Annotated in this window: 27 protein-coding genes; 15 read left to right on the top strand and 12 right to left on the bottom strand. The window is 64.0% G+C overall.

The window, feature by feature from the left end:
- Nucleotides 1-4: 4 nt before the first annotated feature.
- The 3 genes from LDZ24_RS18500 to LDZ24_RS18490 all read left to right on the top strand — a co-directional run bounded on the left by LDZ24_RS18500 (nucleotide 5) and on the right by LDZ24_RS18490 (nucleotide 1,756).
- Complete coding sequence (locus LDZ24_RS18500; RefSeq protein ID WP_248322662.1) at nucleotides 5-595, top strand: AAA family ATPase; 591 nt, start codon at nucleotides 5-7, stop codon at nucleotides 593-595.
- Nucleotides 588-1,250, top strand: coding sequence for a hypothetical protein (locus LDZ24_RS18495; protein WP_248322661.1), 663 nt, complete (start codon nucleotides 588-590; stop codon nucleotides 1,248-1,250). Before LDZ24_RS18500 ends, LDZ24_RS18495 begins: the two co-directional genes overlap by 8 nt.
- A gap of 101 nt (nucleotides 1,251-1,351) precedes the next feature.
- Complete coding sequence (locus LDZ24_RS18490; protein WP_371747433.1) at nucleotides 1,352-1,756, top strand: alpha/beta fold hydrolase; 405 nt, start codon at nucleotides 1,352-1,354, stop codon at nucleotides 1,754-1,756.
- Between the two features lie 4 nt (nucleotides 1,757-1,760).
- On the opposite strand, the gene LDZ24_RS18485 is transcribed toward LDZ24_RS18490, so the two are convergent.
- On the bottom strand, nucleotides 1,761-3,155 hold the full coding sequence (locus tag LDZ24_RS18485; RefSeq protein WP_371747432.1) for an MATE family efflux transporter: 1,395 nt from the start codon (nucleotides 3,153-3,155) through the stop codon (nucleotides 1,761-1,763).
- A 78-nt stretch (nucleotides 3,156-3,233) separates the two neighbouring features.
- On the opposite strand from LDZ24_RS18485, the gene LDZ24_RS18480 reads away from it, so the two are divergent.
- Complete coding sequence (locus LDZ24_RS18480; RefSeq protein ID WP_248322659.1) at nucleotides 3,234-3,551, top strand: YnfA family protein; 318 nt, start codon at nucleotides 3,234-3,236, stop codon at nucleotides 3,549-3,551.
- A gap of 50 nt (nucleotides 3,552-3,601) precedes the next feature.
- Here the strand turns inward: LDZ24_RS18480 and LDZ24_RS18475 are convergent, their stop codons facing one another.
- A complete protein-coding gene (locus LDZ24_RS18475; RefSeq protein ID WP_248322658.1) occupies nucleotides 3,602-4,624 on the bottom strand; it encodes a DUF2891 domain-containing protein in 1,023 nt (340 codons plus the stop codon).
- A gap of 318 nt (nucleotides 4,625-4,942) precedes the next feature.
- Between LDZ24_RS18475 and LDZ24_RS18470 the strand changes: the two genes are divergently transcribed.
- Both LDZ24_RS18470 and LDZ24_RS18465 read left to right on the top strand, forming a co-directional pair.
- A complete protein-coding gene (locus LDZ24_RS18470; RefSeq protein ID WP_248322657.1) occupies nucleotides 4,943-6,238 on the top strand; it encodes an MFS family transporter in 1,296 nt (431 codons plus the stop codon).
- 240 nt (nucleotides 6,239-6,478) lie between these two features.
- Complete coding sequence (locus LDZ24_RS18465) at nucleotides 6,479-7,153, top strand: hypothetical protein (RefSeq protein WP_248322656.1); 675 nt, start codon at nucleotides 6,479-6,481, stop codon at nucleotides 7,151-7,153.
- Between the two features lie 10 nt (nucleotides 7,154-7,163).
- Here LDZ24_RS18465 and LDZ24_RS18460 read toward each other — a convergent pair whose 3' ends face one another.
- Both LDZ24_RS18460 and LDZ24_RS18455 read right to left on the bottom strand, forming a co-directional pair.
- Nucleotides 7,164-7,325, bottom strand: coding sequence for a hypothetical protein (locus tag LDZ24_RS18460; protein WP_248322655.1), 162 nt, complete (start codon nucleotides 7,323-7,325; stop codon nucleotides 7,164-7,166).
- 49 nt (nucleotides 7,326-7,374) lie between these two features.
- Entirely contained in the window at nucleotides 7,375-8,439 is a 1,065-nt protein-coding gene (locus LDZ24_RS18455; protein ID WP_371747430.1) for an AraC family transcriptional regulator, read from the bottom strand.
- A gap of 103 nt (nucleotides 8,440-8,542) precedes the next feature.
- On the opposite strand from LDZ24_RS18455, the gene LDZ24_RS18450 reads away from it, so the two are divergent.
- From LDZ24_RS18450 to LDZ24_RS18440, 3 genes are all read left to right on the top strand, one after another.
- Nucleotides 8,543-9,676 (top strand): acyl-CoA dehydrogenase family protein, encoded by a 1,134-nt coding sequence (locus tag LDZ24_RS18450; RefSeq protein ID WP_175942376.1) that lies wholly within the window; start codon nucleotides 8,543-8,545, stop codon nucleotides 9,674-9,676.
- 21 nt (nucleotides 9,677-9,697) lie between these two features.
- Nucleotides 9,698-11,413, top strand: coding sequence for an AMP-binding protein (locus tag LDZ24_RS18445; protein ID WP_248322653.1), 1,716 nt, complete (start codon nucleotides 9,698-9,700; stop codon nucleotides 11,411-11,413).
- A gap of 137 nt (nucleotides 11,414-11,550) precedes the next feature.
- Entirely contained in the window at nucleotides 11,551-12,258 is a 708-nt protein-coding gene (locus tag LDZ24_RS18440; protein ID WP_248322652.1) for a hypothetical protein, read from the top strand.
- A 77-nt stretch (nucleotides 12,259-12,335) separates the two neighbouring features.
- On the opposite strand, the gene LDZ24_RS18435 is transcribed toward LDZ24_RS18440, so the two are convergent.
- The 3 genes from LDZ24_RS18435 to LDZ24_RS18425 form a co-directional block, all read right to left on the bottom strand.
- Nucleotides 12,336-12,893, bottom strand: a complete 558-nt coding sequence (locus LDZ24_RS18435; RefSeq protein WP_248322651.1) for a DUF6572 domain-containing protein — start codon at nucleotides 12,891-12,893, stop codon at nucleotides 12,336-12,338.
- Nucleotides 12,894-13,076: 183 nt separating this feature from the next.
- The gene (ydiK, locus tag LDZ24_RS18430; RefSeq protein ID WP_248322650.1) at nucleotides 13,077-14,249 is read right to left on the bottom strand and encodes an AI-2E family transporter YdiK; all 1,173 of its coding nucleotides are present in this window, start codon (nucleotides 14,247-14,249) and stop codon (nucleotides 13,077-13,079) included.
- A 148-nt stretch (nucleotides 14,250-14,397) separates the two neighbouring features.
- Nucleotides 14,398-15,249 carry a 3-hydroxybutyryl-CoA dehydrogenase gene (locus LDZ24_RS18425; protein ID WP_248322649.1) on the bottom strand — a complete coding sequence of 284 codons (852 nt, stop codon included), beginning with the start codon at nucleotides 15,247-15,249 and terminating at the stop codon, nucleotides 14,398-14,400.
- 403 nt (nucleotides 15,250-15,652) lie between these two features.
- Here LDZ24_RS18425 and LDZ24_RS18420 point away from each other — a divergent pair, with 403 nt between their 5' ends.
- Both LDZ24_RS18420 and LDZ24_RS18415 read left to right on the top strand, forming a co-directional pair.
- Entirely contained in the window at nucleotides 15,653-16,789 is a 1,137-nt protein-coding gene (locus LDZ24_RS18420; protein ID WP_248322648.1) for a DUF2827 domain-containing protein, read from the top strand.
- The gene (locus tag LDZ24_RS18415) at nucleotides 16,786-17,940 is read left to right on the top strand and encodes a DUF2827 domain-containing protein (RefSeq protein ID WP_248322647.1); all 1,155 of its coding nucleotides are present in this window, start codon (nucleotides 16,786-16,788) and stop codon (nucleotides 17,938-17,940) included. The genes LDZ24_RS18420 and LDZ24_RS18415 overlap by 4 nt, the downstream gene beginning before the upstream one ends.
- 16 nt (nucleotides 17,941-17,956) lie before the next feature.
- On the opposite strand, the gene LDZ24_RS18410 is transcribed toward LDZ24_RS18415, so the two are convergent.
- Nucleotides 17,957-18,436 carry a 2,4'-dihydroxyacetophenone dioxygenase family protein gene (locus LDZ24_RS18410; RefSeq protein ID WP_248322646.1) on the bottom strand — a complete coding sequence of 160 codons (480 nt, stop codon included), beginning with the start codon at nucleotides 18,434-18,436 and terminating at the stop codon, nucleotides 17,957-17,959.
- 118 nt (nucleotides 18,437-18,554) lie between these two features.
- Between LDZ24_RS18410 and LDZ24_RS18405 the strand changes: the two genes are divergently transcribed.
- From LDZ24_RS18405 to msrB, 3 genes are read left to right on the top strand one after another with little or no spacing between them, the layout of a single operon-like run.
- Nucleotides 18,555-19,481: an ABC transporter ATP-binding protein gene (locus LDZ24_RS18405; protein ID WP_248322645.1), complete on the top strand. Its 927-nt coding sequence runs from the start codon at nucleotides 18,555-18,557 to the stop codon at nucleotides 19,479-19,481.
- Nucleotides 19,478-20,239 (top strand): ABC transporter permease, encoded by a 762-nt coding sequence (locus LDZ24_RS18400; RefSeq protein ID WP_248322644.1) that lies wholly within the window; start codon nucleotides 19,478-19,480, stop codon nucleotides 20,237-20,239. Before LDZ24_RS18405 ends, LDZ24_RS18400 begins: the two co-directional genes overlap by 4 nt.
- Nucleotides 20,240-20,284: 45 nt before the next feature.
- Complete coding sequence (msrB, locus tag LDZ24_RS18395; protein ID WP_248322643.1) at nucleotides 20,285-20,791, top strand: peptide-methionine (R)-S-oxide reductase MsrB; 507 nt, start codon at nucleotides 20,285-20,287, stop codon at nucleotides 20,789-20,791.
- Nucleotides 20,792-21,089: 298 nt separating this feature from the next.
- Here msrB and LDZ24_RS18390 read toward each other — a convergent pair whose 3' ends face one another.
- A complete protein-coding gene (locus LDZ24_RS18390; RefSeq protein WP_248322642.1) occupies nucleotides 21,090-22,250 on the bottom strand; it encodes a metallophosphoesterase in 1,161 nt (386 codons plus the stop codon).
- A gap of 397 nt (nucleotides 22,251-22,647) precedes the next feature.
- On the opposite strand from LDZ24_RS18390, the gene LDZ24_RS18385 reads away from it, so the two are divergent.
- Entirely contained in the window at nucleotides 22,648-23,847 is a 1,200-nt protein-coding gene (locus LDZ24_RS18385; RefSeq protein ID WP_248322641.1) for a M20 aminoacylase family protein, read from the top strand.
- A gap of 20 nt (nucleotides 23,848-23,867) precedes the next feature.
- Here the strand turns inward: LDZ24_RS18385 and LDZ24_RS18380 are convergent, their stop codons facing one another.
- From LDZ24_RS18380 to LDZ24_RS18370, 3 genes are all read right to left on the bottom strand, one after another.
- Nucleotides 23,868-25,409 carry a methyl-accepting chemotaxis protein gene (locus LDZ24_RS18380; protein ID WP_248323341.1) on the bottom strand — a complete coding sequence of 514 codons (1,542 nt, stop codon included), beginning with the start codon at nucleotides 25,407-25,409 and terminating at the stop codon, nucleotides 23,868-23,870.
- Between the two features lie 148 nt (nucleotides 25,410-25,557).
- Nucleotides 25,558-25,719 (bottom strand): hypothetical protein, encoded by a 162-nt coding sequence (locus LDZ24_RS18375; RefSeq protein ID WP_175941075.1) that lies wholly within the window; start codon nucleotides 25,717-25,719, stop codon nucleotides 25,558-25,560.
- Between the two features lie 19 nt (nucleotides 25,720-25,738).
- The gene (locus LDZ24_RS18370) at nucleotides 25,739-26,347 is read right to left on the bottom strand and encodes a glycosyltransferase family 9 protein (protein WP_248322640.1); all 609 of its coding nucleotides are present in this window, start codon (nucleotides 26,345-26,347) and stop codon (nucleotides 25,739-25,741) included.
- Between the last annotated feature and the right edge of the window lie 97 nt (nucleotides 26,348-26,444).

Raw genomic sequence — 26,444 nt, 5'->3', positions numbered from 1 at the left:
CGATTTGATTCAGAAGTATGGATTTGATCATATTTTGGTTGATCTTGGGCCGTCTAGCGGAGCAATAACTAACCTCGCCCTATTGAGTTGTGATAGCTACTTTATACCTGTAACTCCAGATCGATTTTGCGCGCAGGCGGTTGATGCTCTCGCGAGACTTATTAAGGTATGGATAGAGCGGCATGAAAAGACAATTTCAACATTTCCTCCCTTTGGCATTTCATCCTTTCCCGGAGAACCAGTCTTTCTAGGGGCCATTAGCCAAAATTTTAAGGCATATGCGGGCAGAACGAGGCGCCCATACCAGTATTGGGAAGCAGAAATACTTGAAATTGTCAGAGACAGGATTGTTGCTGAACTCCCGTCTGGATCGGGCAGCGAAGAGTATGTTGCCACTATCAGGGACTTCGGTGGACTGGCCCCTGTCGCGCATATCGTAGGAAAGGCGATCTTCGATCTCAATCGTGAGGATACCAAGTTCGCATCTGCAGAAGGCGCGGCTTGGCAGGGTGTTGCGCTCGAGAGTTGGTTAACTCGGGCCGCAGAATACGGGGCGGAGATAGAGAAGATTGCAAAGGTTGTTGGCAATGGCTGATTATTCCCATATGGCATTTCTCGACATACTTGGCTACAAAAATTACTTGGATACTGATATTAAAAACGGTACGCAAGTGTTTCGAGAGAAAATGATCGCGGCTTTTCGCGTCTTTGATGGCGTTAATCAGGCCAATTTCTCCCATAAGGCAATATCGGATTCGATATTTATTTCCTGCTCCGATCGTACGGCGGCACCCGAATTAATTTGCGTCCTAAGGGATGTGTTTGCGTCATTTCTAGGTCAAGGACTATTGATTAGAGGCGGGGTTTCTTACGGTGAGCATTTCCAGAATCAGACGATCACTTACAGCCCGGTCCTCACAAAGGCTTATACGTTAGAGTCTGCGGTTGCCGATTTTCCGAGGATAATGATTGATCGAAATATCGCCGATATGTTCCCGGCTCTCGGAAGCGACCGCACGATACTGCGTACGGGAGAATACTGGTATCTCAATGTTGTGACTCCGGAAAACTATGAAGCGCTTTGGATAAGCGCGCGTGCGACTTTCGAAAGTAACATAGAGGAGATATCAAAAAATGAGAAAGTTCGGATAAAACACCGCTGGCTTCAAGATTATTTGATCGAGGTGGGGGAGATAATGGGGTTGAGTCGCAAACATCGATACCTGAAGACTTTCGACGTCGGTCCATGAGTTCGGTTTGCGTGGATTGATTTTGTGATGAGAAGCGGTTCTCGAGCGTCCTGAGTACGCCGACATAACGTACGGTGCGGTCGTGCGTTGCAAGTCGGCAGATGAATCAGTGCGGATTCGAGAAAGGATGCTTTGTTCCGTCGCCTCACTGCCGTTTCGCGCGAGTCCCTGTAGGACGAGAATATCGGAGGTATCGGCGAAAAGCCTATAGATGTACGTGGCTACAGCAGCCCGTCGTCTACGAATTCGACCGAATCAAGCCGCCGACGCTGCTCCTGATCGGCGACAAAGACACGACCGCGATCGGCAAGGATCTCGCGCCGCCCGAGATTCGCGCGACACTCGGGCGCTATCCAGAGTTGGCCAAACAGGCGAAGGAGCGGATTCCGAACGCGACGCTCGTCGAGTTTCCGGACGCCGGGCACGCGCCGCAGATGCAGGAGCCGGCGGCGTTTCATAAGGCGTTGCTGGAGGGTCTCGCGGCGTTGCATCCGAAAGCCGAATGACGCTTCAGCGCGAATCGCCCGCGCACGACGCCCGCTCGATCGACGGCAGCTGAACCAGCAGCGTGACGCCTCGCGCGACCATGAAAACGGTGAGCGCGAGCCATAGCCCGTGATTGCCGAGCGCGCCCGTGAAGGCCCAGGCCGCGAGCAGAAAGATCGCGGCCGATGCGGCCATCGCGCGCATCAATTCCCGCGTGCCGGTCGCGCCGATGAACACGCCGTCGAGCTGAAAGCCTGCGACGGACACGAGAGGCAGGATCGCTGCCCACGGCAGGAAGCGCAGCGCCGCCGCGCGCACGGCGGCCTGGTCCGTCAGCCGTCCGATGATCCATTCCCCGCCCACCCAATAGACGACGGAAAAGCCCGCCGCGCCGATGGCGGACCACAGCATCGTCACCTTGACGGCCTGACGGAACGCGTGCCGGTCGCGCGCGCCGGCGGCCGCGCCGACCAGCGCTTCGGCGGCGTGCGCGAAGCCGTCGAGTCCGAATGCCATGAACGTCTGGAAGTTCAACAGGAGCGCGTTCGCGGCGAGAATCGTGTCGCCCTGACGCGCGCCGACGTGCGCAAACCAGCCGAACGCGCCGAGCAGACACAGCGTGCGCACGAAAATATCGCGGTTGAGGGCGACGAGGCGCCTGATCGCGCGTGCATCGATTAAACTGCGGGGGACGAGCGGCGGCAAGCCGCGCTCGCGCAGACGCCAGAGGATCGCGAGTCCGAACCCGAAGCCGCAGAAGTCCGCGAAGGCGGTCGCCGCGCCGATGCCCGCGATGCCCCAGCCGAAGCAATACACGAAGAGCAGCACCGCGACGATGTTCACCGCGTTGATGAACACCTGCGTCGCGAGCGCGAGCCGCACGCGCTGGCAGCCCAGCAGATAGCCGAGCACCGCGTAGTTGCCGAGCGCGAACGGCGCGGCCCAGATGCGCGCGTGGCAATACGCGCTCGCCGTCTGCTGCACGGCCGGGCTGCCGCCGAGCGCGGCGAGCGCATAGCGGATGATCGGCGCTTGCAGCCCGAGCACGGCCACGCCGATCGCGAGCGCCAGCATCAGCGCGCGCAGCACGTGCGCGCGCAGCGCGGCGGCATCGCGCGCGCCGAACGCCTGCGCGACGAGCCCGGTCGTGCCCATGCGCAGAAAGCCGAAGCCCCAGAACACGAAGCTGAAGACTAGCCCGCCGAGCGCCACGCCGCCCAGATATTGCGGGCCGTCGAGATGGCCGGCGACGGCGGTATCGACCGCGCCGAGAATCGGCTGAGTCAGATTCGCGAGGACGATGGGAAAGGCGAGCGTCAGGACGCGGCGATGCCAGTGCGTGGGCAGGGCGGCGCGTTGCGAGGGATCGTCGGGAGCGGTCAAATCGGGTTCGAAGGGCGTCGTTGGCAAACGCGACATTGTCGTCAGCGCGCGGCGACGGCGCAACGGTCGCGCACGCAGCCGATAATGCGAATCCAGTCAGCGCCTTCGCCTTCGATGAGAACATTCCTGCTGTATGTCGCGACCGCCGTAGCCGAGATCGCGGGCTGCTATTTCCCGTATCGATGGCTCAGAGGCGGCGGCTCGCCGTGGCTGATCGTGCCGGGCGCGCTGTCGCTCGCGCTTTTCGCGTGGCTCTTGACCTTGCACGATGCCGCCGCCGGACGCGTCTACGCGGCGTATGGCGGCGTCTATATCGGCGTGGCGATTGCGTGGCTGTGGGCGGTCGAGCGCATCCGGCCGAGCGCGTGGGACGTGGCGGGCGCGGCGATCGCGCTCGTCGGCATGTGCGTGATCGCGTTTCAGCCGCGTTGACGCGTCACGTCGGCATCACGCATCACGCATTACGCATTACGCATTACGCATCACGCTTCGAGCGCGAGCAGCGCGAAGGTCGCGAGCCAGTGCTCGCCCATGTAATCGCCCGCGACGTGTTCGATGCCGGACGCGAGATGCTCGGCGGCGCTCGCCTCCAGCACGGCGACGCGCGCATCGCCCGCCGGCAGCGCCCGCGCGATCGTGCGCTGGCACCACGCGCGGCTCAGGTTCAGGCCGTCGAGATGCGCGAGCTTGCCGTCGCTGCGGTCCGTGACGGTGGCGGGCACGAAGAGCGTCGCCGGTTCCCGGTCGGAGAGACGCGGCAGGAAGGCGTCGAGCCAGCCGGCGAAGCGTGCGTCGGGCAGGACGTGGCGCATGAGTACGGCTTCCATCAGCGAAGGCGACAGAAACTCGTCGCCCGCCGGCTCCCACGCCTGACACCCCGCATCGTTCTCGAACCAGCGCCTCGCGGTTTCGACGAGCAGCCGTTCGAACGACGCATTGCCGACGGCGCGCGCGTAGCCGAGCGAGAGCGTCAGCGCGAACGCCATGTTGAAATGCGTGCCCACGCGCAGCGGATACGTCGACTTGGGCAGGAACTCCGTGAAGCGATCGACGAACGCATCCGCGAGCGGTTGCAGCGTGCGCGCCCAGCGCGCGCCGTCGTCCGATTGCATCGCGTGCAACTGGCCCGCGAGCGCAAGCAGCCACGCCCAGCCGTACGGCCGCTCGAAACCGCGCGACGCGGGCCGCTGCAGATAAGCGACTTCGGCGGCGACATTTGCCTCGGTGAAATGCTCGTCGATGACCGCGCGAATGCGCCCGGCTTCGGCCAGGCCGGGAAAGCGATCGAAGAGGCGCGCGATCAGCCAGTAGCCGTGCACGCACGAATGCCAGTCGAAGCTGCCGTAGAAGATCGGATGCAGCGCGCGCGGGCTTTGCGCGTCGGCATCGCTCGCCAAGACGTGATCGAGCTTGTTGGGGTACTCGCGCGTCAAATGGCCGAGCGCCACTTGCGCGAACTTCGACGCGAGCGCGGCGTCGAGCGTGACCGGTTTCTGCTTGTCCATGCAAACCTCGCGTTTCCGTTATCCGATTCGGCCTGAAACCGAGACTTTATCGATAAATGCTCGATAAAGTCTCTCATTGGGGAAATCACCTAGCCACGGGCGAGAAGAACGCCGCTCGTCCGCCGCCCGCCGTGCCTACACTCGTTGCAAGCTGTGCGAAAGGGCTTCGCGCCGATCCGCCGATTACGGGACAAGCCGTTTCGCGCGCCGACGCGCCGACGCGTCGTTTAAACTTGCGCCCGAACGCCGAAAGAGCGTTCCGTCCCGGACTCAGGCGCCGGGCTTGCCATCCGACAGAGACAAAAGAGTTCAGCACACATGACCGATCTTCCCCAATACACCGCAGAAGACACCCGGCGACGCGTTTTCGCCATCGTCGGCGCATCGTCGGGCAATCTCGTCGAATGGTTCGACTTCTACATCTATTCGTTCCTCGCGCTGTACTTCTCGGCCGCGTTCTTCCCCGGAAGCAATCCGACCGTGCAACTGCTCAACACGGCGGGCGTATTCGCGGCGGGCTTCCTGATGCGCCCGATCGGCGGCTGGCTGTTCGGCCGGATCGCCGACAAGCACGGCCGCCGCAACGCGATGATGATCTCCGTGCTGATGATGTGCGGCGGCTCGCTCGTCATCACCTTTCTGCCGACTTACGCGAGCATCGGCGCATGGGCGCCGCTCCTGCTCTTGATCGCGCGGCTGTTTCAGGGCTTGTCGGTGGGCGGCGAATACGGCACGAGCGCCACATATATGAGCGAAGTGGCGCTGCGCGGCCGGCGCGGGTTCTTCGCGTCTTTCCAGTACGTCACGCTGATCGGCGGGCAGCTCGCCGCGCTGCTCGTGCTCGTCGTCCTGCAGCTTTTCCTGTCGACGGAAGAACTGAAGGCGTGGGGCTGGCGCATTCCGTTCTTCGTCGGCGCGTGCGCGGCGCTCGTTTCGCTGTATCTGCGCCGATCGCTCAATGAAACCACGACCGCCGAAATTCGCGAGCGCAAGGAAGCCGGCACGCTCGCCGGGCTGATGCAGCACAAGGGCGCGTTCATGACCGTGGTCGGCTTCACGGCGGGCGGCTCGCTCATCTTCTACACGTTCACCACGTACATGCAGAAGTATCTGGTCAACACGGCGGGCATGCATGCGAAGACCGCGAGCAACGTGATGACGGTCGCGCTCCTCGTCTATATGCTGTTGCAACCGGTCTTCGGCGCGCTGTCGGACCGCATCGGCCGCCGCCAGTCGATGCTGTGGTTCGGCGCGCTCGCCACGCTGTGCACCGTGCCGCTGCTGCACGCGCTGCGCGACGTGACGAGTCCGGTCATGGCGTTCGTGCTCGTCGTCGCGGCGCTCGCCATCGTGAGCTTCTATACGTCGATCAGCGGTCTCATCAAGGCCGAGATGTTTCCGCCGGAAGTGCGCGCGCTGGGCGTGGGTCTTTCGTATGCGGTGGCGAACGCCGTGTTCGGCGGATCGGCGGAATACGTCGCGCTCAAGTTCAAGACGGAGGGCATGGAGTCCGGCTTTTACTGGTATGTGACGGTGATGTGCGCGATCTCGCTCCTGGTCTCGTGGCGCATGATGGACCCGAGCAAGGAAGGCTATCTGCGCAACGAACCGTAAGCTTTCTGCCGCGTCCGGACCGGCGCGGCATTCTCAATCCGGCGCGCCCGGCGCGGACATCGAAGTCCGCCCGGCTTGCCGATGTCGGTAGTATGGTGTTTTATGCGGTATGTATCGGTAGACGACGCGCCGGGCCCGGCGCGCGGTGGCAATTGGAAACAGGATAAGCATGCGCGCGGCCGGATCGCGCGCTACAGCGAGGCGCGGCGTGCTGCGTCCCGGTCTGCAGGGAGCCTGTCCATGGAAGATTTCGACGAAACGTTGTTTGTCGTCTGGCGATCGAACCTGAACGTTCTGGTCGGTTCGCCCGGCGGCGCGGCGCGTCTGGCGCGCATGATGAACTTCTCGCCGTCGTTCATGAAGCTCATCGTCGCGGGTCAGCGGGACTTCAACGAGGAGTTCGTGCGGGGCATCGAACTCGTGTCCGGCCTGCCGCCTCACTGGATGGACGAGCGCCGCAGCGCCGCCGACGTGCCCGCCGAAGTCAAGCGCGCGCTCGACGAAGAAAGGCCGTTCGCCGTCTTTCGCGGCACCGCACACCCCGCGCCGAAGCGTTCCGTGTTGCGCGGCCCGGAGCCGCTTCTCTCGCAGACGGAAGCCACGCGGCGCGTCGCCGATCTCGCGCAGCAGCAGGCCGAGGTGAACCGGCGCGATCTGCTTTTCAGGAAGAACCGCGAACTGCTGTCACAGGATTTGCGCCGGCTGGAACGCCAGCTCGGACTGCTGCAAGTCGAACCGATGCTGCCGCGAGCCGACGAACTCATCGCCTCGGACCGCATGAGCGAAGCGGCAAAGGCCGATCTGTCCGGGCGGCTCGAACAGATCGACAAGCACGTGAAGCTGTTGCATCAGCACGTCGAGAAACTGGTCGCGCTACTTTCGACGCCGGACGAGCCGGGTCCGAACGACAGCTGATTTACTTAATTCACTTCTTCGCTCGCTTGTCTTCGGCTTGCGATTCCGGCTCAGGATGCACCGCGATCGGATCGCTGGCCGGGAACGTCTCTTCGAGGGCTTCGTCGAGCAAGTCCTCCTCGTTCGCCGGGTTCTGCTTTTTCGTCGCTTCGGTCTGGCGTGGCTGGGTCATGGCGCGCTCCGCAATGTGAATCGGACGTCTCAATATAGCAGTCGCGCCATTAGCGCGCCCACCGGTAGTCCGCCGGGCGCACGCCTGTCCATTTGCGAAACGCGCGCCGGAACGCGCTGGGTTCCGAGAAGCCGAGCGCGGCGGCGATCTCCGGAATGGTCTCGTTCGTGTCCGCCAGACGCGAGATGGCGAGGTCGCGGCGCAGCGCATCCTTGATCGCCTGAAGCGTCAGCCCTTCCTGTTTCAGGCGCCGCCGCAGCGTGGCTTCGGCCATATTCAGCGACAGCGCCATGCAATCGGCGTCCGGCCAGTCCGCTGGCGCCGTCTCGCGCAGGCGCTTGCGGATGCGCGCCGCGAGCGACTCGGGATTGCGATACTTCACGATGAAGTTCGCGGGCGCGTCGCGCAAAAACGTCTTCAGTGTCGATGTCGTCTGCACCACGGCAAGCGCCGCGCACTCGGGCGCGAGATCGACATAGCTTTGCGGCTGATCGAAGCGCATCGCGTCGCAAAACATCAGGCGGTACTCGTCGCTGTCGTCTGGCTCGGCGCAGCGAAGGTTCGCGGCGAGCACCGGAATGCGCCGTCCGACCAGCCAGCACAGCAAGCCATACACGAGGATAAAGCCCGTCGCGTACGCGAACATCGTCTTCGGCGCGTGCGCGTCGCGCAGCACGATCCGCACGCGTTTCTCGTCGATGTTCGGCTCGAACGTCAACTCGTCGAGCACGAGCCGCATGAAAGTTGCGATACGTCCGAGCGCCTGCGCGCCGTCGCGCGCGCCGAGCGCCGCCTGCGACATCAGCACGAAGCTGCCGCGCCGCATCGGGTGCGGGTCCTGGCCGAAGAATTCGTCGTCGAGGGCGTCGGCTATCGCGTGCCACAGCCGGCCGTACTGCGCGGGCGAAACGCGGGCGCGCGGCGAATCCAGCATCGCCGGCGCGATGCCCGCGTTCTCTAGCAGCGTCGCGCGCGCCATGCCGCGCGCTTCAGCGCACCGCAGCGCCGCGTCGACGAGACTGATGGCGATCGAATCGCGCTCGAATTCTCTTCTGCGGATTGGGGTTGTCACTAGGTGGCGAAAGCGTTCAGTTAGCGTGATCGTTCTGGTCATCGGCCGGGCGCGGACGATTGCCTAGACTGGCGAAGCGCCCGCCGCTGACCGGCGAGCCAGTGTATCCGAACGACTGACGAGGCCATTTGCGAGTTCAACCATGATCGACAGTTTTCTCACCGAAGAGCAGCGCATGATCCGCGATGCGGCGCGCCAGTTCTCGGCTGAAGTGCTCGCGCCGAACGCGGGCCAGTGGGACAAAGACGGCGCGATTCCCGACGCCGTCGTGCGCCAGTTGGGCGAACTCGGCCTGCTCGGCATGATCGTGCCGGCGGAACTCGGTGGCACCTACAGCGACTACACCGCCTACGCGCTCGCGATGGAGGAGATCGCCGCCGGCTGCGCGTCGTGCGCGACGATGATGAGCGTGCACAACTCCGTCGGCTGCGGGCCGATTCTCGCGTACGGCACCGACGCGCAAAAGGCCGAATGGCTGCCGAAGCTCGCGAGCGGCGAAGTGATCGGCGCGTTCTGCCTGACCGAGCCGCAAGCCGGCTCCGAGGCGAACAACCTGCGCGTGCGCGCGGTCGAGCGCGACGGACAGTGGATCATCTCGGGCAGCAAGCAGTTCGTGACCAACGGTCGGCGCGCGGGCGTGGCCATCGTGTTTGCCGTGACGGACCCGGAAGCGGGCAAGCGCGGCATTTCGGCGTTCATCGTGCCGAAGAACACGCCGGGCTTCAATGTCGGACCGCCCGAGCACAAGCTCGGCATCCGCGCATCCGATACCTGTCCGATCACCTTCGACGACTGCGCGATTCCCGCCGCGAATCTGCTCGGCGCGCGCGGCGAGGGGCTCAAGATCGCGCTGTCGAATCTGGAAGGCGGGCGCATCGGGATTGCGGCGCAGGCGCTCGGCATCGCGCGCGCGGCCTTCGATGCAGCCCGCGCCTACTCGCGCGATCGCGTGCAGTTCGGCAAGCCGATCCGCGAGCATCAGTCGGTCGCGAACATGCTCGCGGACATGCAGACGCAGATCAACGCCGCGCGGCTTCTGGTGCTGCACGCGGCGCGCATGCGCACGGAAGGCGTGCCGTGTCTGTCGGAGGCGTCGCAGGCGAAGCTGTTCGCATCCGAGATGGCCGAGCGCGTGTGCTCGGACGCGATCCAGATTCACGGCGGCTACGGCTATCTTCAGGACTACCCGGTGGAGCGGCATTATCGCGATGCGCGCATCACGCAGATCTACGAAGGCACGAGCGAAGTCCAGCGCATGGTGATTGCGCGCAACGTCTAGCGGCCTATAAAAGGAGACGCCATGAATCGAGCCCAGCCGTTCATCGAAGCGAGAGACTTTCTGCTGCGTCACCGTACCGACTACGACACCGCCTATCGCGAGTTCAAGTGGCCCGTGCTCGACCGCTTCAACTGGGCGCTCGATTATTTCGATCCGATGGCGCGCGGCAACGACGCGCCCGCGCTTCGCATCGTGGATGAAAGCGGCGATGAAACGCGCCTCAGCTTCGCGGAGATGAGCGAGCGGTCGGCGCGCGTCGCGAATCACCTGCGCGCAATCGGTCTGAAGCGCGGCGAGCGCATTCTGCTGATGCTGCCCAATCGCGTCGAGTTGTGGGAAACGATGCTCGCCGCGATGAAGCTCGGCGCAGTCGTGCTGCCCGCGACGACGCAGCTCGCGAGCGCCGACCTGCGCGATCGCATCGCGCTTGGGCGCGTGGATCACGTCATCGTGGATGCGAACGAGACGCACAAGTTCGACGGCATCGACTTGCGCGGACTGCGCATGTCCGTCGGCGGCGCGCGCGACGGCTGGCTCGGCTACGACGCGGGGTACGATGCATCGCCCGAATTTCACGCGGACGCCGAAACCAAGGCGAGCGATCCGTATCTGTCGTACTTCACATCGGGCACCACGTCGAAGCCGAAGCTAGTCGCGCATACGCACGAAAGCTATCCTGTCGGCCACCTTTCGACGATGTACTGGATCGGCCTGCAACCCGGCGACGTGCACTGGAACATCAGTTCGCCCGGCTGGGCGAAGCATGCGTGGAGTTGTTTCTTCGCGCCGTGGAATGCGCAGGCGTGCGTGTTCATCCATAACTTCAGCCGCTTCGATGCCGCGCGCACGCTGAACGTGCTCGTGACGCACGACGTCACCACGCTCTGCGCGCCGCCGACCGTGTGGCGCATGCTCGTGCAGGAGCCGCTGGCGTCGTACAAGGTGAAGCTGCGCGAGATCGTCGGCGCGGGCGAGCCGTTGAATCCCGAGGTCGTCGAGCGCGTGCAGGCAGCGTGGGGCGTGCCGATTCGCGATGGCTACGGGCAGACCGAAACCACGGCGCAGATCGCCAACTCGCCGGGCCAGCGGCTCCTGCCCGGCTCGATGGGACGTCCGCTGCCGGGGTATCGCGTGGTGCTGCTCGATCCGGAAGGCAATCGCGCCGACGAAGGCGAGATTGCGCTCTCGCTCGATCCGCCGCCGCTCGGTCTGATGACCGGTTACGCGGACAACCCCGCCGCCACCGAGAATGCGATGCGCGGCGGCTTCTATCGCACGTCGGACGTCGCGGCACGCGGCGCGGACGGTTATTTCACGTATGTCGGCCGCGCCGACGACGTATTCAAGTCTTCCGATTACCGTCTGAGCCCGTTCGAACTGGAGAGCGTGCTGATCGAACACGAAGCGATTGCCGAGGCCGCCGTCGTGCCGAGTCCCGATCCGCTGCGGCTTTCGGTGCCGAAAGCGTTCGTTACGCTGCGACACGGCTTCACGATGGGCCCGGACCTCGCGCGCAGCGTCTTCGCGTTCTCGCGCGAGCGGCTCGCGCCGTACAAGCGCATCCGGCGCATCGAATTCGCCGAGTTGCCGAAGACGATTTCCGGCAAGATCCGGCGCGTCGATTTGCGGCGACAGGAAGCGGCCCGCGCGCAGGACGGCGCGCGCGGCGCATTCGAATTCTGGGAGGACGATTTCCCCGAACTGCGACAGTCGGGCGTGGCCGATGCCGCGAAATGATCGGGCGGGGCGTTGCATCGACGGTCGGAGGAATTGGCAAGCAAATGTAACGCGGGGCAGCGCGCCGCGAACCGTCGGGAAGGCCGCTGGTCGAAACGGCTCATTCACGTCGGAACATTCGAAGGAGGAACCCGATCATGTCGAATCGGTCGCTACGGATCGCGCTTTTTGCAACGGCTCTCGCAGGCGCGCTCGCGACGCCGGCCGCGTCTTACGCACAAATCAATCTCCAGCAGTTCGGCTTCGGCAACAAATCGGAGTCGTCGGGACAGGCCGGCGATAGCGGGGCGCAGCCGTCCGCGCTCGGCTCGCTCGTGCAGAACTATCTCGGCGCGAACCAGCAAGTGCTGAGCGGACAGTCGAGCCTTGCATCGGCGATGGGCATGGCGAGCGTCGCGAGTCAGGCGCAGTCGGCGGCGGGCATGTTGTCGAGCGCGACGAGCGGTGGCGCGCCGAGCACCAGCATGTTGTCGCAGCTCGGCGGCACGCAGCAGAGCGTCTCGCAATCGCTGATGCAGGCGTTCGCGAACAAGTCGGCAACGCCGCCGACCGCCGCGAGCAAGCAGACGTTCACGGACGGACTGGCGTCGTTGGGGCAGGGCGTGAAGCAGTACGCGGGGCTTCAGTCGGACCTGGGCGCGGTGAAGGACACGATGAACGTGTCGTCGCTACTGCAGGCGGGATCGAACCCGGCGACGGCGCAGGCGGCCAGTTACATCGCGCAGTCGGCGCCGGGGCAACTGCAATCGCTCGTGCAAACGTTGACGCAAGCGGTGCAGTACGCCAAGACGAACGGCATCTCGGTGCCGTCCATTGCGAGCTCCGCGCTCGGCATGGGCAAGTAAGCGGCGGTATCGCGAACGAAAAAAGGCGAGGCACGGGGCCTCGCCTTTTCATTTCTTTAGTTCGCTATTTTCGATGACTACATCGAAGCACGCCGCAGCGACAGCCGCGTCAGGATCGGCAGCGTATGCGCCCGACGCTGCTGCGATACCAGCGGCGGCAAAAAAGAGATCTCGGCGCTCTCCGCCAGATGCATGCGCGGCTCCGGGTCGAGCACTTCCAGCGCGGGCGGCTCGACGAGTTCGTCGACTTCTTCTGCCATCAGAACTTGCGCGGGCTCTTCGGCCTTGAGCCCGAGCGAACGACGCACATCGACGCCACGCGTGCGGACGGCGAAGCCCGCGCTGCGAATGAGACTTTCGCGCGTTCTCCAGAACGCGGCGGCGGACGGGGGCATGGCGTGCATCGAAACGTATTCGATCACGATTTCATAACCGCGGACTTTGGGATAATTTAGCAGTAATTTACCCGACCGGATATGTCGGGTGTAGCGGTCGATTTTCTTCGTCAGTAAATCCTGATGCAGTTCTTCGTCTTGCCAGTCGAGTTCGTCGAAAAGGCCAACATATACCTGCTTGAACAGAATATTGATTCCGATGTAATCGATGGCGTCCACGTCGCGCAGAGACATGGTCATTCCCCTACGCCCTTCAGCGGGCAAGTATCAAAGACCCGCATTGTAATGGATGTGTGCCGTCGATTTCGCGGGAAACGCCGTGGGCTGTAAGGCGCAACAGCGTTTTTAGTCACACTCCTAAGACACATTTGGAATAAATCCGACAATTGTGCGTGATTCTGTAAAAACTCATTTTGAGATAAATCACGGACGCGGCCGCGACGCATCCGCCAAACCCTTTTCTGGCGCGGCGCGGGCGATTTCCTCGTTGGCAATTGCGTCGACTTGAGGCATGGACGGCTGTTCGTTAATCCACGCATTCAAAATAGTGGACGTAACCGCAAGAATAACGGGCCCGATGAATAATCCGACTATTCCGAATGCGAACATGCCGCCGAGTACGCCGGACAGAATCAGCAGCATCGACAGATTGACGCCGCGCTGAATCAGGAGCGGACGCAGGAAGTTGTCGAGCATCGCGATCATGAGCGACCACACGAGCAACAAAGCCGCCGCGACGTGCGAGCCGTGCCAGAAAAGCCATGCGACGCCGCCGAGCAGCGGCAGAAGCGGGCCGATCTGCGCGAGACACAGCATGAGCATGACCGCCGTGATGACGCCGGCGGCCGGCACCCCGGCGATCCAAAGACCGATACCGCCGAGCGCCGACTGCGTGACCGCCGTCACGACGATGCCGAGCGCCACCGCGCGCACAGCGAGCCCGGCGAGCTTGACGGCCTCGGCGCCGCGCTGCGCCGCGACGCGCGTCGCGAAGCGCACCACGAAGCTGCCCGCCGCCTCGCCGCGCGTGTACAGAATCCCGGCGATGATGATGGTGATGACCATGTGCATCACGAACACGCCGACGACCGCCGCGTGCGAGAGCATCCAGCGCGCCGCGATGGTCACGTAAGGCTCGAGCTTCGCGAGCATGCCGCCGGGGCCGGCGTCCGAAAGCGATTGCCATTCGGTCGAGACGCGCTGCCCGACGAGCGGAACGTCGTGGACCCAGGCGGGCGGCGGCGGCAGCGCATACGTCGGCAGGCTCTTGATCGCGGACATGATCTCGCCGCCATGCAGCGCGAGCGTGCTGATCGCCTGATAGAGCGGCAGCACGATCACGATCAGCAGCCCGAGCAGCATGACCGTCGTCGCGATCCAGCGGCGATTGCCGCAGCGACGCTGCACCGCGAGCATCAGCGGCCACGTGGCGACGACGATGGTCGTCGCCCAGATGAGACCCGGCAGAAACGGACGAAGAATGAACAGGCTGCCGGCCGCGAGCGCCGAAAGAATGGCGATCACGAGCAGAATGCGGGCGATGTCGACCGGCTGTCGCGGATTCAAGTTCGGCTGCCCGTTCGGAGAGATTTGCATGATGCGAGCGTGTCGGGATGATTCGATGAGCGCGGCGAGCGGCGCATCCGCTAAGGAATAAGCCAAAGCGGTTGCGCAAGCAAGCGCCTTGCAGCGGAAGACCGCGATCATACGGTATCCGATGCATGGCGCGCCGCCGCCCGACCGCTCAATCGTAGCGGTACACGCCGCGTTTGCTCTTGCGTCCGAGATGCCCGGCGGCGACGAGTTCGCGCAGCAACGGGCACGCGCGGTATTTGGAATCGCCGAAGTCTTTCAGGAAGACGTCCATCACGGAGAGGCATACGTCGAGGCCGATCAGATCCGCGAGCGCGAGCGGGCCGATCGGGTGATTCGCGCCGAGTTTCATGCCCGTGTCGATCTCCTCGGCCGTTGCCACGCCTTCGTACAGCACGAAAAACGCCTCATTGATCATCGGCACGAGCACGCGATTGACGACGAAGCCGGGCGAATTGCGCACGCCGATCGGCGACTTATCGAGCTTCTCGGTGAGTTCGCGCACGGCGGCCACCGTTTCATCGCTCGTCTGCACGCCGCGGATCACTTCCACGAGTTGCAACAGCGGCACCGGATTGAAGAAGTGCATGCCAATGAAGCGCTCCGGATGCGCGAGCGTGGCGGCAAGCGCAGTAATGGAAATGGACGACGTGTTCGATGCGATGATCGCGTCTGCGCGCGCCGCCGCCTCGATTTGTCCGAGAATGCGATGCTTGAGATCGACGTTTTCGGTCGCCGCTTCGATCACGATGTCCGCTTTCGAAAGCCGCGCATAGTCGGTGGACGTCTCGATGCGCGCGATGGCCGCGTCGCGCGTGGCGGCGTCGAGCTTGTCCTTCGCGACGAGCCGTTCGAGACTCGCAGTCAGCGTGGCGACGCCCTTGGCGAGCGCGGCGTCGGTGACGTCGATCATGACGACGTCGAAGCCCGCGACGGCCGCGACCTGCGCGATGCCGTTGCCCATCGTTCCTGCCCCGACGATACCGACGGTCTGAATGTTCATGCTGCGTTCCTCCTGTTCGTGATGCGTTGAGTTAGTTGATTCGCGCGTCTACGCCGATAATAAACAGCCGCGTGGAGCCACGCCTTCGCCTTGCGATATTTCCTAATCTTTGACCTACACTCAGTTCATCAAACGACGGCCGCAGAGCAGTTGATAGAATGCGCGGCCCGTGATTCGCCCGTCATGGCATTCGATGCAGCGTGAACATCGTGCGGCTCCGGATTCGGGCCACGCAGAAAGCGGAGCCCGAGCGTCGCGCCGCTTCACTTTATTTCGTTTTGCGCTTCGGTCATTGTCCTGAATCAACTTTGGAAGCCGCGCCGGTCTTGCGCAACGGCGCTGCGTCGTGCTTGCCTCGCCGGACGTCCGGCAGCGTCTTTTCGGAGTCTTGAAAGTGGTGTCAATGAGAATCGGCATTTCGATGGCAAGTTACGAAGGGCAAAGCGTCTGGTCCAACGGAATGGGCCAGAACATCGTCTTTCTCGCGGAATTGTTTCAGCGTCTGCCGTTCGTTTCGTCCGTCGTCCTGATCGATGTCGGCGCGCTTTCGGCCATGCCGCAAGACGTCGATGTGGTCGGCAAGAAGCTGCGCGTGATCGGCACTCGCGAGGCCACCGACGCCGTCGATGTCGTGATCGAGCTGGGTGGCGCGCTCGATGTCGGCTGGCTCGACCTGATGCGCGCGCGCGGGCGCAAGGTCGTGTTCCATGTGGTAGGCCAGCCGTATCTCGGACTCGTCGAACCCGCCGTGTTCGCGAAGCCGAGCCACATGTCGCGCCCCGACCGCTGCGACGAAGTCTGGCTGCTGTCGAAGGACGCGCCGTCCGCGCCGATCATGCGCACGCTGCATCGCTGCGACGTGTTCGAGGTGCCGTATATCTGGCATCCGCAGTTCTTGCAGGCGCGCATGGCGCATGTCGCGCAACACGGCTACCACTACGGTTACCGCACGCGGGCGGAGGCGGGCGCGCAGGGGCTGCGCGTCGGAATCCTCGAACCGAACATCTCGGTGCAGAAAGCCTCGGCCATTCCCATGCTGATCTGCGAAGAGGCGTATCGCGCCGAGAGCGGTAGTGTCGCGTCCATGATCGCGCTCAACACCGTCCACATGAAGGAACACCCGACGCTTCTGCACATGGCGAATTCGCTCGACCTCGTGCGGGATCATCGCGCGCTCTTCGAGGGCCGGCACGATGTCGTGAGCTTCATGGCGATGCACGGCGACGCGATCGTGTCGCATCAATGGGCCAACGACCAGAATTATCTTTACCTCGATGCGCTGTACGGCGGCTATCCGTTGATCCACAACTCGCCGTGGCTTGCAGACGCGGGCTACTACTATCCCGACTTCGACGTTCAGGAAGGCGCGCGCCAGTTGCTGCGCGCGCTGCGCGAGCACGACGCCGCGCTCGATGATTACCGGGCGCGCGCCGCTCGCGTGATCGACGCCGTGAATCCGTTCAATCCGGCCAATCTCGATGCTTACGCGCATCGTCTGATGCATCTTTGGAACCGACGGAACCGGAGCGCCGCGCGATGAGCTCCATCAACACCGCCAGCAAGAAATCGCCGCGCCGCCTGCGCGTGGGCGTGTCCGTCTACGTCCGCGCAGGCGGACAGTCGATGTTCGAGAGCGGCATTGCTCAGAACGCGCTGTTCCTCATTCAACTGCTGGCGCGCTCGCCGCGCGTGGACGCGGTGTACATCGTCGCGAGCGGCGACGGCACGCGCGAGGACGCGAAACGCTTCATGGCCGATGCACCCGCGCCGATCATCGAGCCAGAATCGGCGCTCGGTCGTCTCGATGTGATGATCGAGCTGCACGCGCAGCTTCAGCGCGACTGGGTGCTCAGGTTTCGCGAGCGCGGCGGGAAGATCGTCTCGATGCGCGTCGGCAATGACTATGTGCTCGATATCGAGCGCATGATCTTCTCGTTGCCGCCAGCGGGACTCGTGCCGCAAGTGCCCTACGATGCCGTGTGGACGCTGCCCGAGTACGAAAAGTCGTGCAAGCCGTACTTTCAGGCGCTCGGCCGCGCGCCGGTCACCATCGTGCCGCACATCTGGAGCCCGATGCTTCTCGAGCAGGATGCGCGCAATCTGCCCGATGGTCTTGCGTTCGGCTATCGGCCGGGCAAGCGGCGCTGGCGCATCGGCATCTTCGAACCGAACGTCTCGTTGGTGAAGACTAGCTACGTGCCGCTGCTCAGTTGCGAGTGCGCGCATCGGGCTGACCCGAACGTGATCGACGCCGTGCGCGTCTACGGCACCGCGAAGCTGAAAGAGCAGCCGACGTTCGTCGAGTTCGCGCGCAGTCTCGACGTGGTCAGGCATAACCTCGCTTCGTTCGAAGCGCGCTTTCCGTTTGCGCAGATCGTGCCGCGCGAAGTCGATGCGGTGGTCAGTCATCACTGGGAGAACGCGCAGAATTATCTGTATTACGAGGCGCTTCACGGCGGCTATCCGCTGATTCACAACTCGCATCTCATCGGGGATTGCGGCTACCGCTATCACGGTTTCGACTGCGAAGACGGCGGCCGCGCGCTGCGCACGGCGTTCGATCAACACGACGCGAATCTCGATGCTTACCGCGCGACCGCGCAGGCGTTTCTGCGGACACTCGACCCGCTGCACGAAGCCAACGTGCGCGCCTATTCGGACGCGCTCGACGCGCTCTTCGCGAAGCCTTGATGCAACTGCCCGCGCGCTAGCCGAACGCCGTCAAATCTTTCGGCGTCAGGCCATGTGCGCGGCAATAGCCCGCGTATCGTTCCCAGCCGCTGCGCCAGTTCTCCGTGGCGAGCGTGCGCCCGTGCTCGTCGACGAACACGAGTTCGCCGTGAATGATGTTCAGCGTGATGATGTCCGGCGCGCCCGGCTGCGGCGCGACGGCTTCCGGCGTGTGGCTCGACCCGGCGGTTTCATACACGATGCTGCCCGTCTCGGCGATCCAGTCGTGCTCGCGATACTTCCAGCGCCCCTGCACCGTATAGACGATGACCGTGCCGGTATGCCGGTGGCGCGGCATCTCGCCTTTGGCCGGCGCTTTCAATAGCGCGATGGTCTCGCCGCGAATCGCGTCGAGCTTGAAGTACTTCACCATCACATGCTGGCTGTAGGGCGTGAAGGGCACCCACGGCACGTCCGCGTCGTTGAGGCAGGCGGTCTGAATCTGTTCGAAAAACATGTCGGCTCCCTGGCTTTGGCGGACACATTGTAGGCACTGCCCGGCGCGCCGAACATCGGCCATTCGGACGGCCCCTTCGTTCATGCCGAATCGCGCGGTATCTGCTATCGTCCACGCCATGCCGAACATCATCACTATTTCCAATCTCTCCAAGACCTACGCGTCGGGATTCGCCGCGCTCAAGGACGTGAACCTGGAGATCCGGCGCGGCGAAATCTTCGCGCTGCTCGGTCCGAACGGGGCGGGCAAGACGACGCTCATCTCCACCGTCTGCGGCATCGTGAGAGCGAGCCAAGGGCAGGTCACCGTTGCGGGTCACGATATCGTCACCGACTATCGCGCCGCCCGCGCGATGATCGGTCTCGTGCCGCAAGAACTGACGACCGACGCGTTCGAGACCGTGTGGACCACCGTATCGTTCAGCCGGGGACTGTTCGGGCGCGCGCCGAATCCGGCGCACATCGAGCGTGTCTTGAAGTCACTGTCGCTGTGGAGCAAGAAGGACAACAAGATCATGACGCTCTCCGGCGGCATGAAACGGCGCGTGCTGATTGCCAAGGCGCTCTCGCACGAGCCGGACATTCTCTTTCTCGACGAGCCGACAGCCGGCGTCGACGTCGAACTGCGCCGCGATATGTGGAATCTCGTGCGGGCGCTGAAGGAGAAGGGCGTCACTATCATTCTGACGACGCATTACATCGAGGAAGCGGAGGAGATGGCCGACCGCATCGGCGTCATCAATCGCGGCGAGATCGTGCTCGTCGAAGAGAAAGCCGAACTGATGCGCAAGCTCGGGCAGAAGAATCTCACGCTGCAACTGGAGCAACCGCTCGCCGCCGTTCCCGCGCCGCTCGCGCCGTACGGTCTCACGCTGTCGGCGAGCGGCACGGAACTCACCTATACGTATGACGCGCACGACGAGCCGGGGCGCATCATCGCGCTCTTGCGCCATGTCGATGAAGCCGGCGTGCGCTTCAAGGATCTGCAAACGACGCAAAGCTCGCTGGAAGATATCTTCGTGAGCCTCGTCAGGGACGCCAAATGAATCTACACGCAGTTCGTGCAATCTACCGCTTCGAGATGGCGCGCGCCGGCCGCACGCTGATGCAAAGCATCGTGTCGCCGGTCATCTCCACATCGCTTTACTTCGTCGTGTTTGGCGCGGCCATCGGCACGCGCATTCCGGAAGTGGACGGCATCAGCTACGGCGCGTTCATCGTACCGGGGCTCATCATGTTGTCGCTGCTCACGCAAAGCATCGCGAATGCGTCGTTCGGCATCTACTTTCCACGCTTCACCGGCACCATCTACGAACTGCTGTCCGCGCCGGTGTCGTATATGGAACTGGTCATCAGCTACGTCGGCGCCGCGGCCACGAAGTCGATCATTCTCGGCCTCATCATTCTTGCCACGGCGCGGCTTTTCGTGCCGCTGCGCATCGATCATCCAATATGGATGATTCTGTTCCTGTTGCTGACCTCGGTGACTTTCAGCCTGCTCGGTTTCATCATCGGAATATGGGCCGACGGCTTCGAGAAACTACAGATCATCCCGCTCTTGATCGTGACGCCGCTCACGTTTCTCGGCGGCAGCTTTTATTCGATCAATATCCTTCCGCCGTTCTGGAAGACGGTCGCGCTGTTCAATCCCGTCGTCTATCTCATCAGCGGATTCCGCTGGAGCTTCTATGGCCTCGCGGACGTGCAAGTCGGCACAAGCCTTGCGATGACGCTCGTGTTCCTGGCAATCTTCATCGCCATCGTCGCGTGGATCTTCAAGACCGGGTATCGACTGAAGGCGTAGCAAAGAGCGGCGCCACGCGACGGGAAAGGAGGAGGCGTTCATCCGATGAAAATCATCAGACGCACCAAACGAAATTTCCTCGGCGCGATGGCCGCGACGCTGGCGGGCGGCATTGCGCCGTGGCGGCAGGGGATGGCCGCCACGCGGGCCAGCGGCATTCCTGAGTTCGAGGTCGAGCACAGCCGCACGCACTGGCGCCGGCGCTTGTCCGCGCGGCAGTATCGCGTGTTGCGGCGTGGTGCAACCGAGCCGCCGTTTTCGAGTCCGCTTCTCGAAGAAAGCCGCAGGGGAACGTTCGCGTGCGCGGGCTGCGGATTGCCGCTCTTTTCGTCTGAGACGAAATTCGAAAGCGGAACCGGCTGGCCGAGCTTCTGGGTGCCGTTGGACGGCGCGGTGGCGACGCATGCGAGCAGCGCGTCCATACCGTTGCCGAACGAAGTGCATTGCCGGCGTTGCGGCGGTCATCTGGGCCATGTGTTCGACGACGGCCCGAATCCGACAGGCCTGCGCTATTGCATCAACGGCGCGGCGCTCGTCTTTCAGGCGACGTGAGATGCTGTCGGCGGCAATCGCGAGGCGTGTGTTGTTGTGCCTATGCGTTGCTTCGCCAAGCCGGGGCAAAAAAGTTCGCACTCCCTGACAATCGACAAGAGCCGCCGCGCGCCGGTCGGCATATTAAGAAATATCTAGTGGCCGATGATCCGGCACTTCTTTAAGTTGTCGCTACTTCGTTGGCAAGGATCCCGCTCGCCGACGGAGGGCGTCCGTTCATTCCCGTGTCCGGACGTCGCGCTTTCCCTGAGCGCCGGACGCGCGACATCGACGCGCGTCCACTTCCACTTTCTCCCGTCTACGCGGTCGCGGCGACCAGCCGCACGCGCGTGATCTCGGACGGCGCGCCGAGCCGTTTCGGCGGACCCCAGTATCCCGTCCCGCGACTCGTATACACCCAGAGCCCGTTGAACTTCACGAGTCCCGCGACGAACGGTTGCTGGAGGCGCACGAAGAAGTTCCACGGCAGGAACTGGCCGCCGTGCGTGTGTCCCGAAAGCTGCAACGTGAAGCCCGCTTCCGCCGCCGCCGGCGCGCTGCGCGGCTGGTGCGCGAGCAAGACGCGCACGAGCGCATCGGCCGGCGCGCCGTCGAGCGCCTTCGCCGGATCGCTGCGGTGCGCCGGGTCGAAGCTGCCCGCGCTGTAATCGGTGACGCCCGCGATCACGGCCTGCGCGCCATCATGATTCACCACCACATGCTGATTCAGCAGCACCTTTAGCCCGAGCCGACGAAACTCCGCGATCCACTTGTCCGCGCCCGAGTAATACTCGTGGTTGCCCGTCACGAGAAATGCGCCGTGCCGCGCGCTCAAGCCGGCGAGCGGGCGCGTGTGGTCCGCGAGATGCGGCACCGCGCCGTCGACGACATCGCCCGTCACCGCGATGACGTCCGGCGCGAGGCCGTTCACCGCAGCGACAATGCGCTCCACGTAAGGCCGCTTGATCGTCGGGCCGACGTGAATGTCGCTGATCTGCACGATGGTGAAGCCGTCGAGCGCGGCGGGCAGATTGGCGATCGGCACGTCGACGGTCACGATCGGCGCGCGCTTGCGGGCGTTGTAGAAGCCGATCGCGGACAGGAGGATGGCGAGTATCGGCACGGCGAGCGCGCTGTCGGCGACGAGCGCGGGCGAACCGATCGGCGCGCCGCGCAACCAGTCGGCGAGATGCACGCACAAGAGCAGGACATCGCGTGCGAACGTCAACAACAGCAGCGACGAGAAGAAGCCCATCGCGGTGAGGCCGCACCACGCGAGACGGTCCGAAAGCGGCTGCGCCTCGATGTTGCGCGCCATCATCCCGAGCGGAATCAGAATCAGCGACGCGACGAGCCACGCAGCCGCGAGCACCTTGAGCGGCATGCCGACGGGCGCGGCCGGAATGAGCCGCCAGCCGACATAGACGTGAAACAGAACACCGACACCGATGAACCGGATGAAGATTGCGGAACGTCGCATAGCGCCCCTGTCGGGCCGGGTCGGCGCTCGTTGCGCTGCGCTCCGCCCCATGAAAGATGGTTGGTGTGGATTCACAAGACGCGACGCAGACGGTCGCCATCAGGCAGCCGATTCTACCGGTTCGCCGGAATTCCCGCCTTGGGCGGTGGAAGTCGGTGCAGATGAGCGTCGGATCTACGATGTTGCACATTTGCTTCGGCGCGATCCGGCTTCCAGTGCCCACGGTATCGTCGGCTCGGATTTCAGCGCCACCGTGCAAAAAACGCACAGCCGCGAACGCGAAACTGGCAAGCATCGGCCGACTGGAGGAAGATGTGCGCCTTTCTGCTTTCGCGGCTGCGCGGCTTCAGAGCTTTGCGGCGCGCCGCCAGACTCATCTTTAGCAAGGGCTTTTTCCATGACGACCGCTTCGTCCGACCACCGCTACACAGAAATCGCCGATCTCGCCGACGACGCGCTCTCGCTGCGCGAGATTCGCCACGACATCCACCGGCATCCGGAGTTGTCGTACGAAGAGACGCGCACCGCCGCTCTCGTCGCCGCGAAGCTGGAAGAATGGGGCTGGCAGGTGACGCGCGGCGTCGGCGGCACGGGCGTCGTCGGCACTCTGAAGGCGGGCGACGGGACGAAGAGCATCGGTTTGCGGGCGGACATGGACGCGCTGCCGATCCTCGAACAATCCGGCAAACCGTACGCGAGCGAAACGCCCGGAAAGATGCACGCGTGCGGTCACGACGGCCACACGACCATGCTGCTCGGCGCGGCGCGTCATCTCGCGCGCACGCGGCGCTTCAACGGCACGGTGCACCTGTATTTTCAGCCGGCGGAAGAGCATGGCGTGCCGAGCGGCGCGCAAAAGATGATCGAGGAGGGTCTCTTCGACCGCTTCCATTGCGACGCCGTGTTCGGCGTGCACAACCATCCGGGCGCGCAGCCGGGCACGTTCCTGTTCCGCAAGGGGCCGTTCATGGCGGCGGGCGATCAGGTGTCGATCGTGATCGAAGGCGTCGGCGGGCATGCGGCGCGGCCGCATTTGTCGGTCGATCCAGTGGTTGTCGCGGCGAGCATCGTCATGGCGCTTCAGACGATCGTCGCGCGCAACGTCGACCCGGCGCAGCCCGCAGTCGTGACGGTCGGCTCCATGCACGCGGGGACGGTCAACAACGTCATTCCGAACCGCGCGACGCTCGAACTGTCGGTGCGCTCGTTCAGCCCGGAAGTGCGCGCGCTGCTCAAGCGCCGCATTCAGGAACTGGTGGAGTCGCAGGCGGCGAGTTACGGCGCGAAGGCGACGGTGAAGTATCTCGAAGGCTATCCGGTCGTCGTCAATTCGGATGCGCAGACCGAGTTCGCCACGCAAGTGGCGCGCGAACTGGTCGGCGAGGAAAACGTCGTCGCGCACGCGGATCTGCTGATGGGCAGCGAAGATTTCGCGTTCATGTTGCAGGAGCGGCCCGGCACCTTCCTGCGCATCGGCAACGGCGCGGGCGAGGACGGCTGCATGGTCCACAACCCGCATTACGATTTCAACGACAAGAATCTACCGGTCGGCGCGGCGTACTGGGCGCGGCTCGTGGAGCGGTTTCTGGAAGCGTGAGCCGCCCGGCTGCCTGAAGACTACGCAGGCAGCTTGAAACTGCCGATGGCCTCGCGCAGCACATCCACCTGATCCTTCAGCGAATGCGCGGCGGCGGCGGCTTGCTCGACGAGCGCCGCGTTTTGCTGCGTCACCTGGTCCATCTCGACGACCGCGCGATTCACCTGTTCGATGCCCGCGCTCTGCTCGCGCGAGGCATCGCTGATTTCGTCGAGGATCTCGTTCACGCGGCGCACCGACTGCACGATCTCGCCCATCGTCGCGCCCGCGTTCGAAACGAGCGACGCGCCTTGCTGCACCGTCTGCGTCGACGTCTCGATCAGCGCCTTGATTTCCTTGGCCGCCGTTGCCGAGCGTTGCGCGAGGCTGCGCACTTCCGCCGCGACCACCGCGAAGCCGCGGCCCTGTTCGCCGGCGCGCGCCGCTTCCACCGCGGCGTTCAGCGCCAGAATGTTCGTCTGGAACGCGATGCCGTCGATCACGCCGATGATGTCGCCGATCTGCTGCGAACTCGCGGTGATGCGCGTCATCGTGTCGATGACTTCGCTGACCACGCCGCTGCCGCGCGTCGCCACGTCCGCCGCCTGTTCCGCGAGCCGCGCCGCTTGCGCCGCGCTTTGCGCGTTGTTCTTCACGTTGGCGGTCATTTCGTCCATGGTCGACGCCGTCTGCACGAGCGCGGCCGCCTGTTCTTCGGTGCGTTGCGAGAGGTCGGTGTTGCCCGCCGCGATTTCGGAGGCGCCTACGTTGATGTTCTCGGTTCCGTTGCGCACGCGCGAAACGGTTTCGACGAGTCCGCGCTGCATCGTCGAAAGGGCGTGGAGCAGGCTCGTCGTGTCGTCCGGATGCACGGTCACGGCGGTCGTCAGATCGCCCTCCGCCATGCGGTGCGCGGCGCCCACTGCCAATTCCAGTTCGCCGCCGAGATTGCGCTTGATGCTGCGCACGACGACGAGCATCGCCACCGTCGCCGCCGCGCCGAGAAGCACCGTGACGAGCAGCCAGCGCAGGGCGCTCGCATAGAACGCGCTTTGCACGTCGTCCATGTACATGCCGGTCACGATGTACCAGTCCCACGGCGCAAAGCGTTGCGAATATGAGAGCTTGGCGACCGGTTTCTCGTTGCCCGGCTTCGACCAGAGATAGTTGACGAAGCCGCCGCCCGGCTGGTCGCCTGCCTTGACGATATCGACGAAAAGCCGCGTGCCCGCCGGATCGGTGTAGTTCGACATGTCCTGGCCGATCATCGCGGGCTTGATCGGATGCATGACCATGGTCGGGTGCGAGTCGTTGATCGACAGATAACCGTCCGTGCCGTAACGGATCGCGGCGACCACGGCCAGCGCCTGTTTCTTCGCCTCGTCGTCGGTCATGGTCTTGTTGGCAGCGAGCGCGGCGTAGTGCGACACGATCGCATGCGCCTCGCCGACGAGCGACTTCAACTGCTCCTTGCGGTCGTCGATCATCGACGCGCGGTTCTGCCACGCGCCGATCACGCCGATGGCGATCAGCCCGATCCACAGCACGGCGATCAGCGAGCCGAGCTTCTTGTTCAACGTCATTTTGTTCATAAGTGCGCCCGCGATGTCTTCGTTGGATTAACGTGTCTTCCACGAAGCGACGGCGCGCGCCGCCGCTCGTCTGCTTTACGGCAGGCGATGCGGCGGTTGTAGGGCGGGGATACCCGTAAAGCGAGGCTCGCGCGGCGGCTCAGAAGCGCCGGATCGGGTCCTTGTCGGGCGGCGCGTCCGGGTGCTGCGGCTCTTCCGGGCGATGCCCCGGCGAGGGCGGCGTGAGCGGATCGGCTTCCGGATCACGGTTCGGGTCCGCAATCGGGTCCGGAACGGGACTGGTCTGCAGGTCGAATTTCATGATGGTCCCCGAAAGAAGGTCACGAGGCATCGTACACGGCTGGCATGTGCAGCGTGAACGGACGGCCCGGATGCGCGTGCTCGACATCGGACAGTTCGGCGCGCGCGCGTCGCGTGATCGTATCGCTGCCGACGGCGCGCGGCTGCTCGGCGAGCACGATATGCGGCGTGCCGAGCGCGCGCGCGACCGCGACGGGCGAGGGCGCAACGGCGTCGTCGGAGAGCAGAAGCTGCGCATCCGCGATCAGGCGCGGCAGCGTGCGCGGCCCGACCGCGCCCGCCAGAAAGAGCGCCGCCGTCTGCATCGCGCCGAGCACGCCGGCGGTGCGCTCGGGATCGGGCGCGTCGCCGACGATCGCGATCTGCCAGCCATCGGCGGCGAGCTGATCGGCGACATCGGCGTATTGCTCGGCGCTCCACGCGGGCGTGGACAGGTGGCTGCCCGGATGAATCAGCACCAGCCGCTCGCGCTCGATGCCGTGAAACGCGACGAGTTCGTCGTATTCCGCGTCCGACATGTCGCCCGACGGCGCGCGCGGCCCGGCGCTCGGCGCATCGGGAACGAGCGCGAGATCCGGTGACAGCACGTCGGTCAACTGGGACAAGGGGAAAAGGGGATCGGCTCGCATTCTGACTCCTGCAAAGGGCGTGGCCGCGTAAGCGGACTGCGGGAGTAGTTCCAGCACGTCGCATGCCCAGCTGACCGTGCGGTGAGGCGCAGAGCCA

The sequence above is a fragment of the Caballeronia sp. Sq4a genome, assembly GCF_023170545.1.
Lineage (GTDB): Bacteria > Pseudomonadota > Gammaproteobacteria > Burkholderiales > Burkholderiaceae > Caballeronia.
Note: the sequence above shows the minus strand (reverse complement) of the source record. Positions and strands in the feature narration are given on the sequence as shown.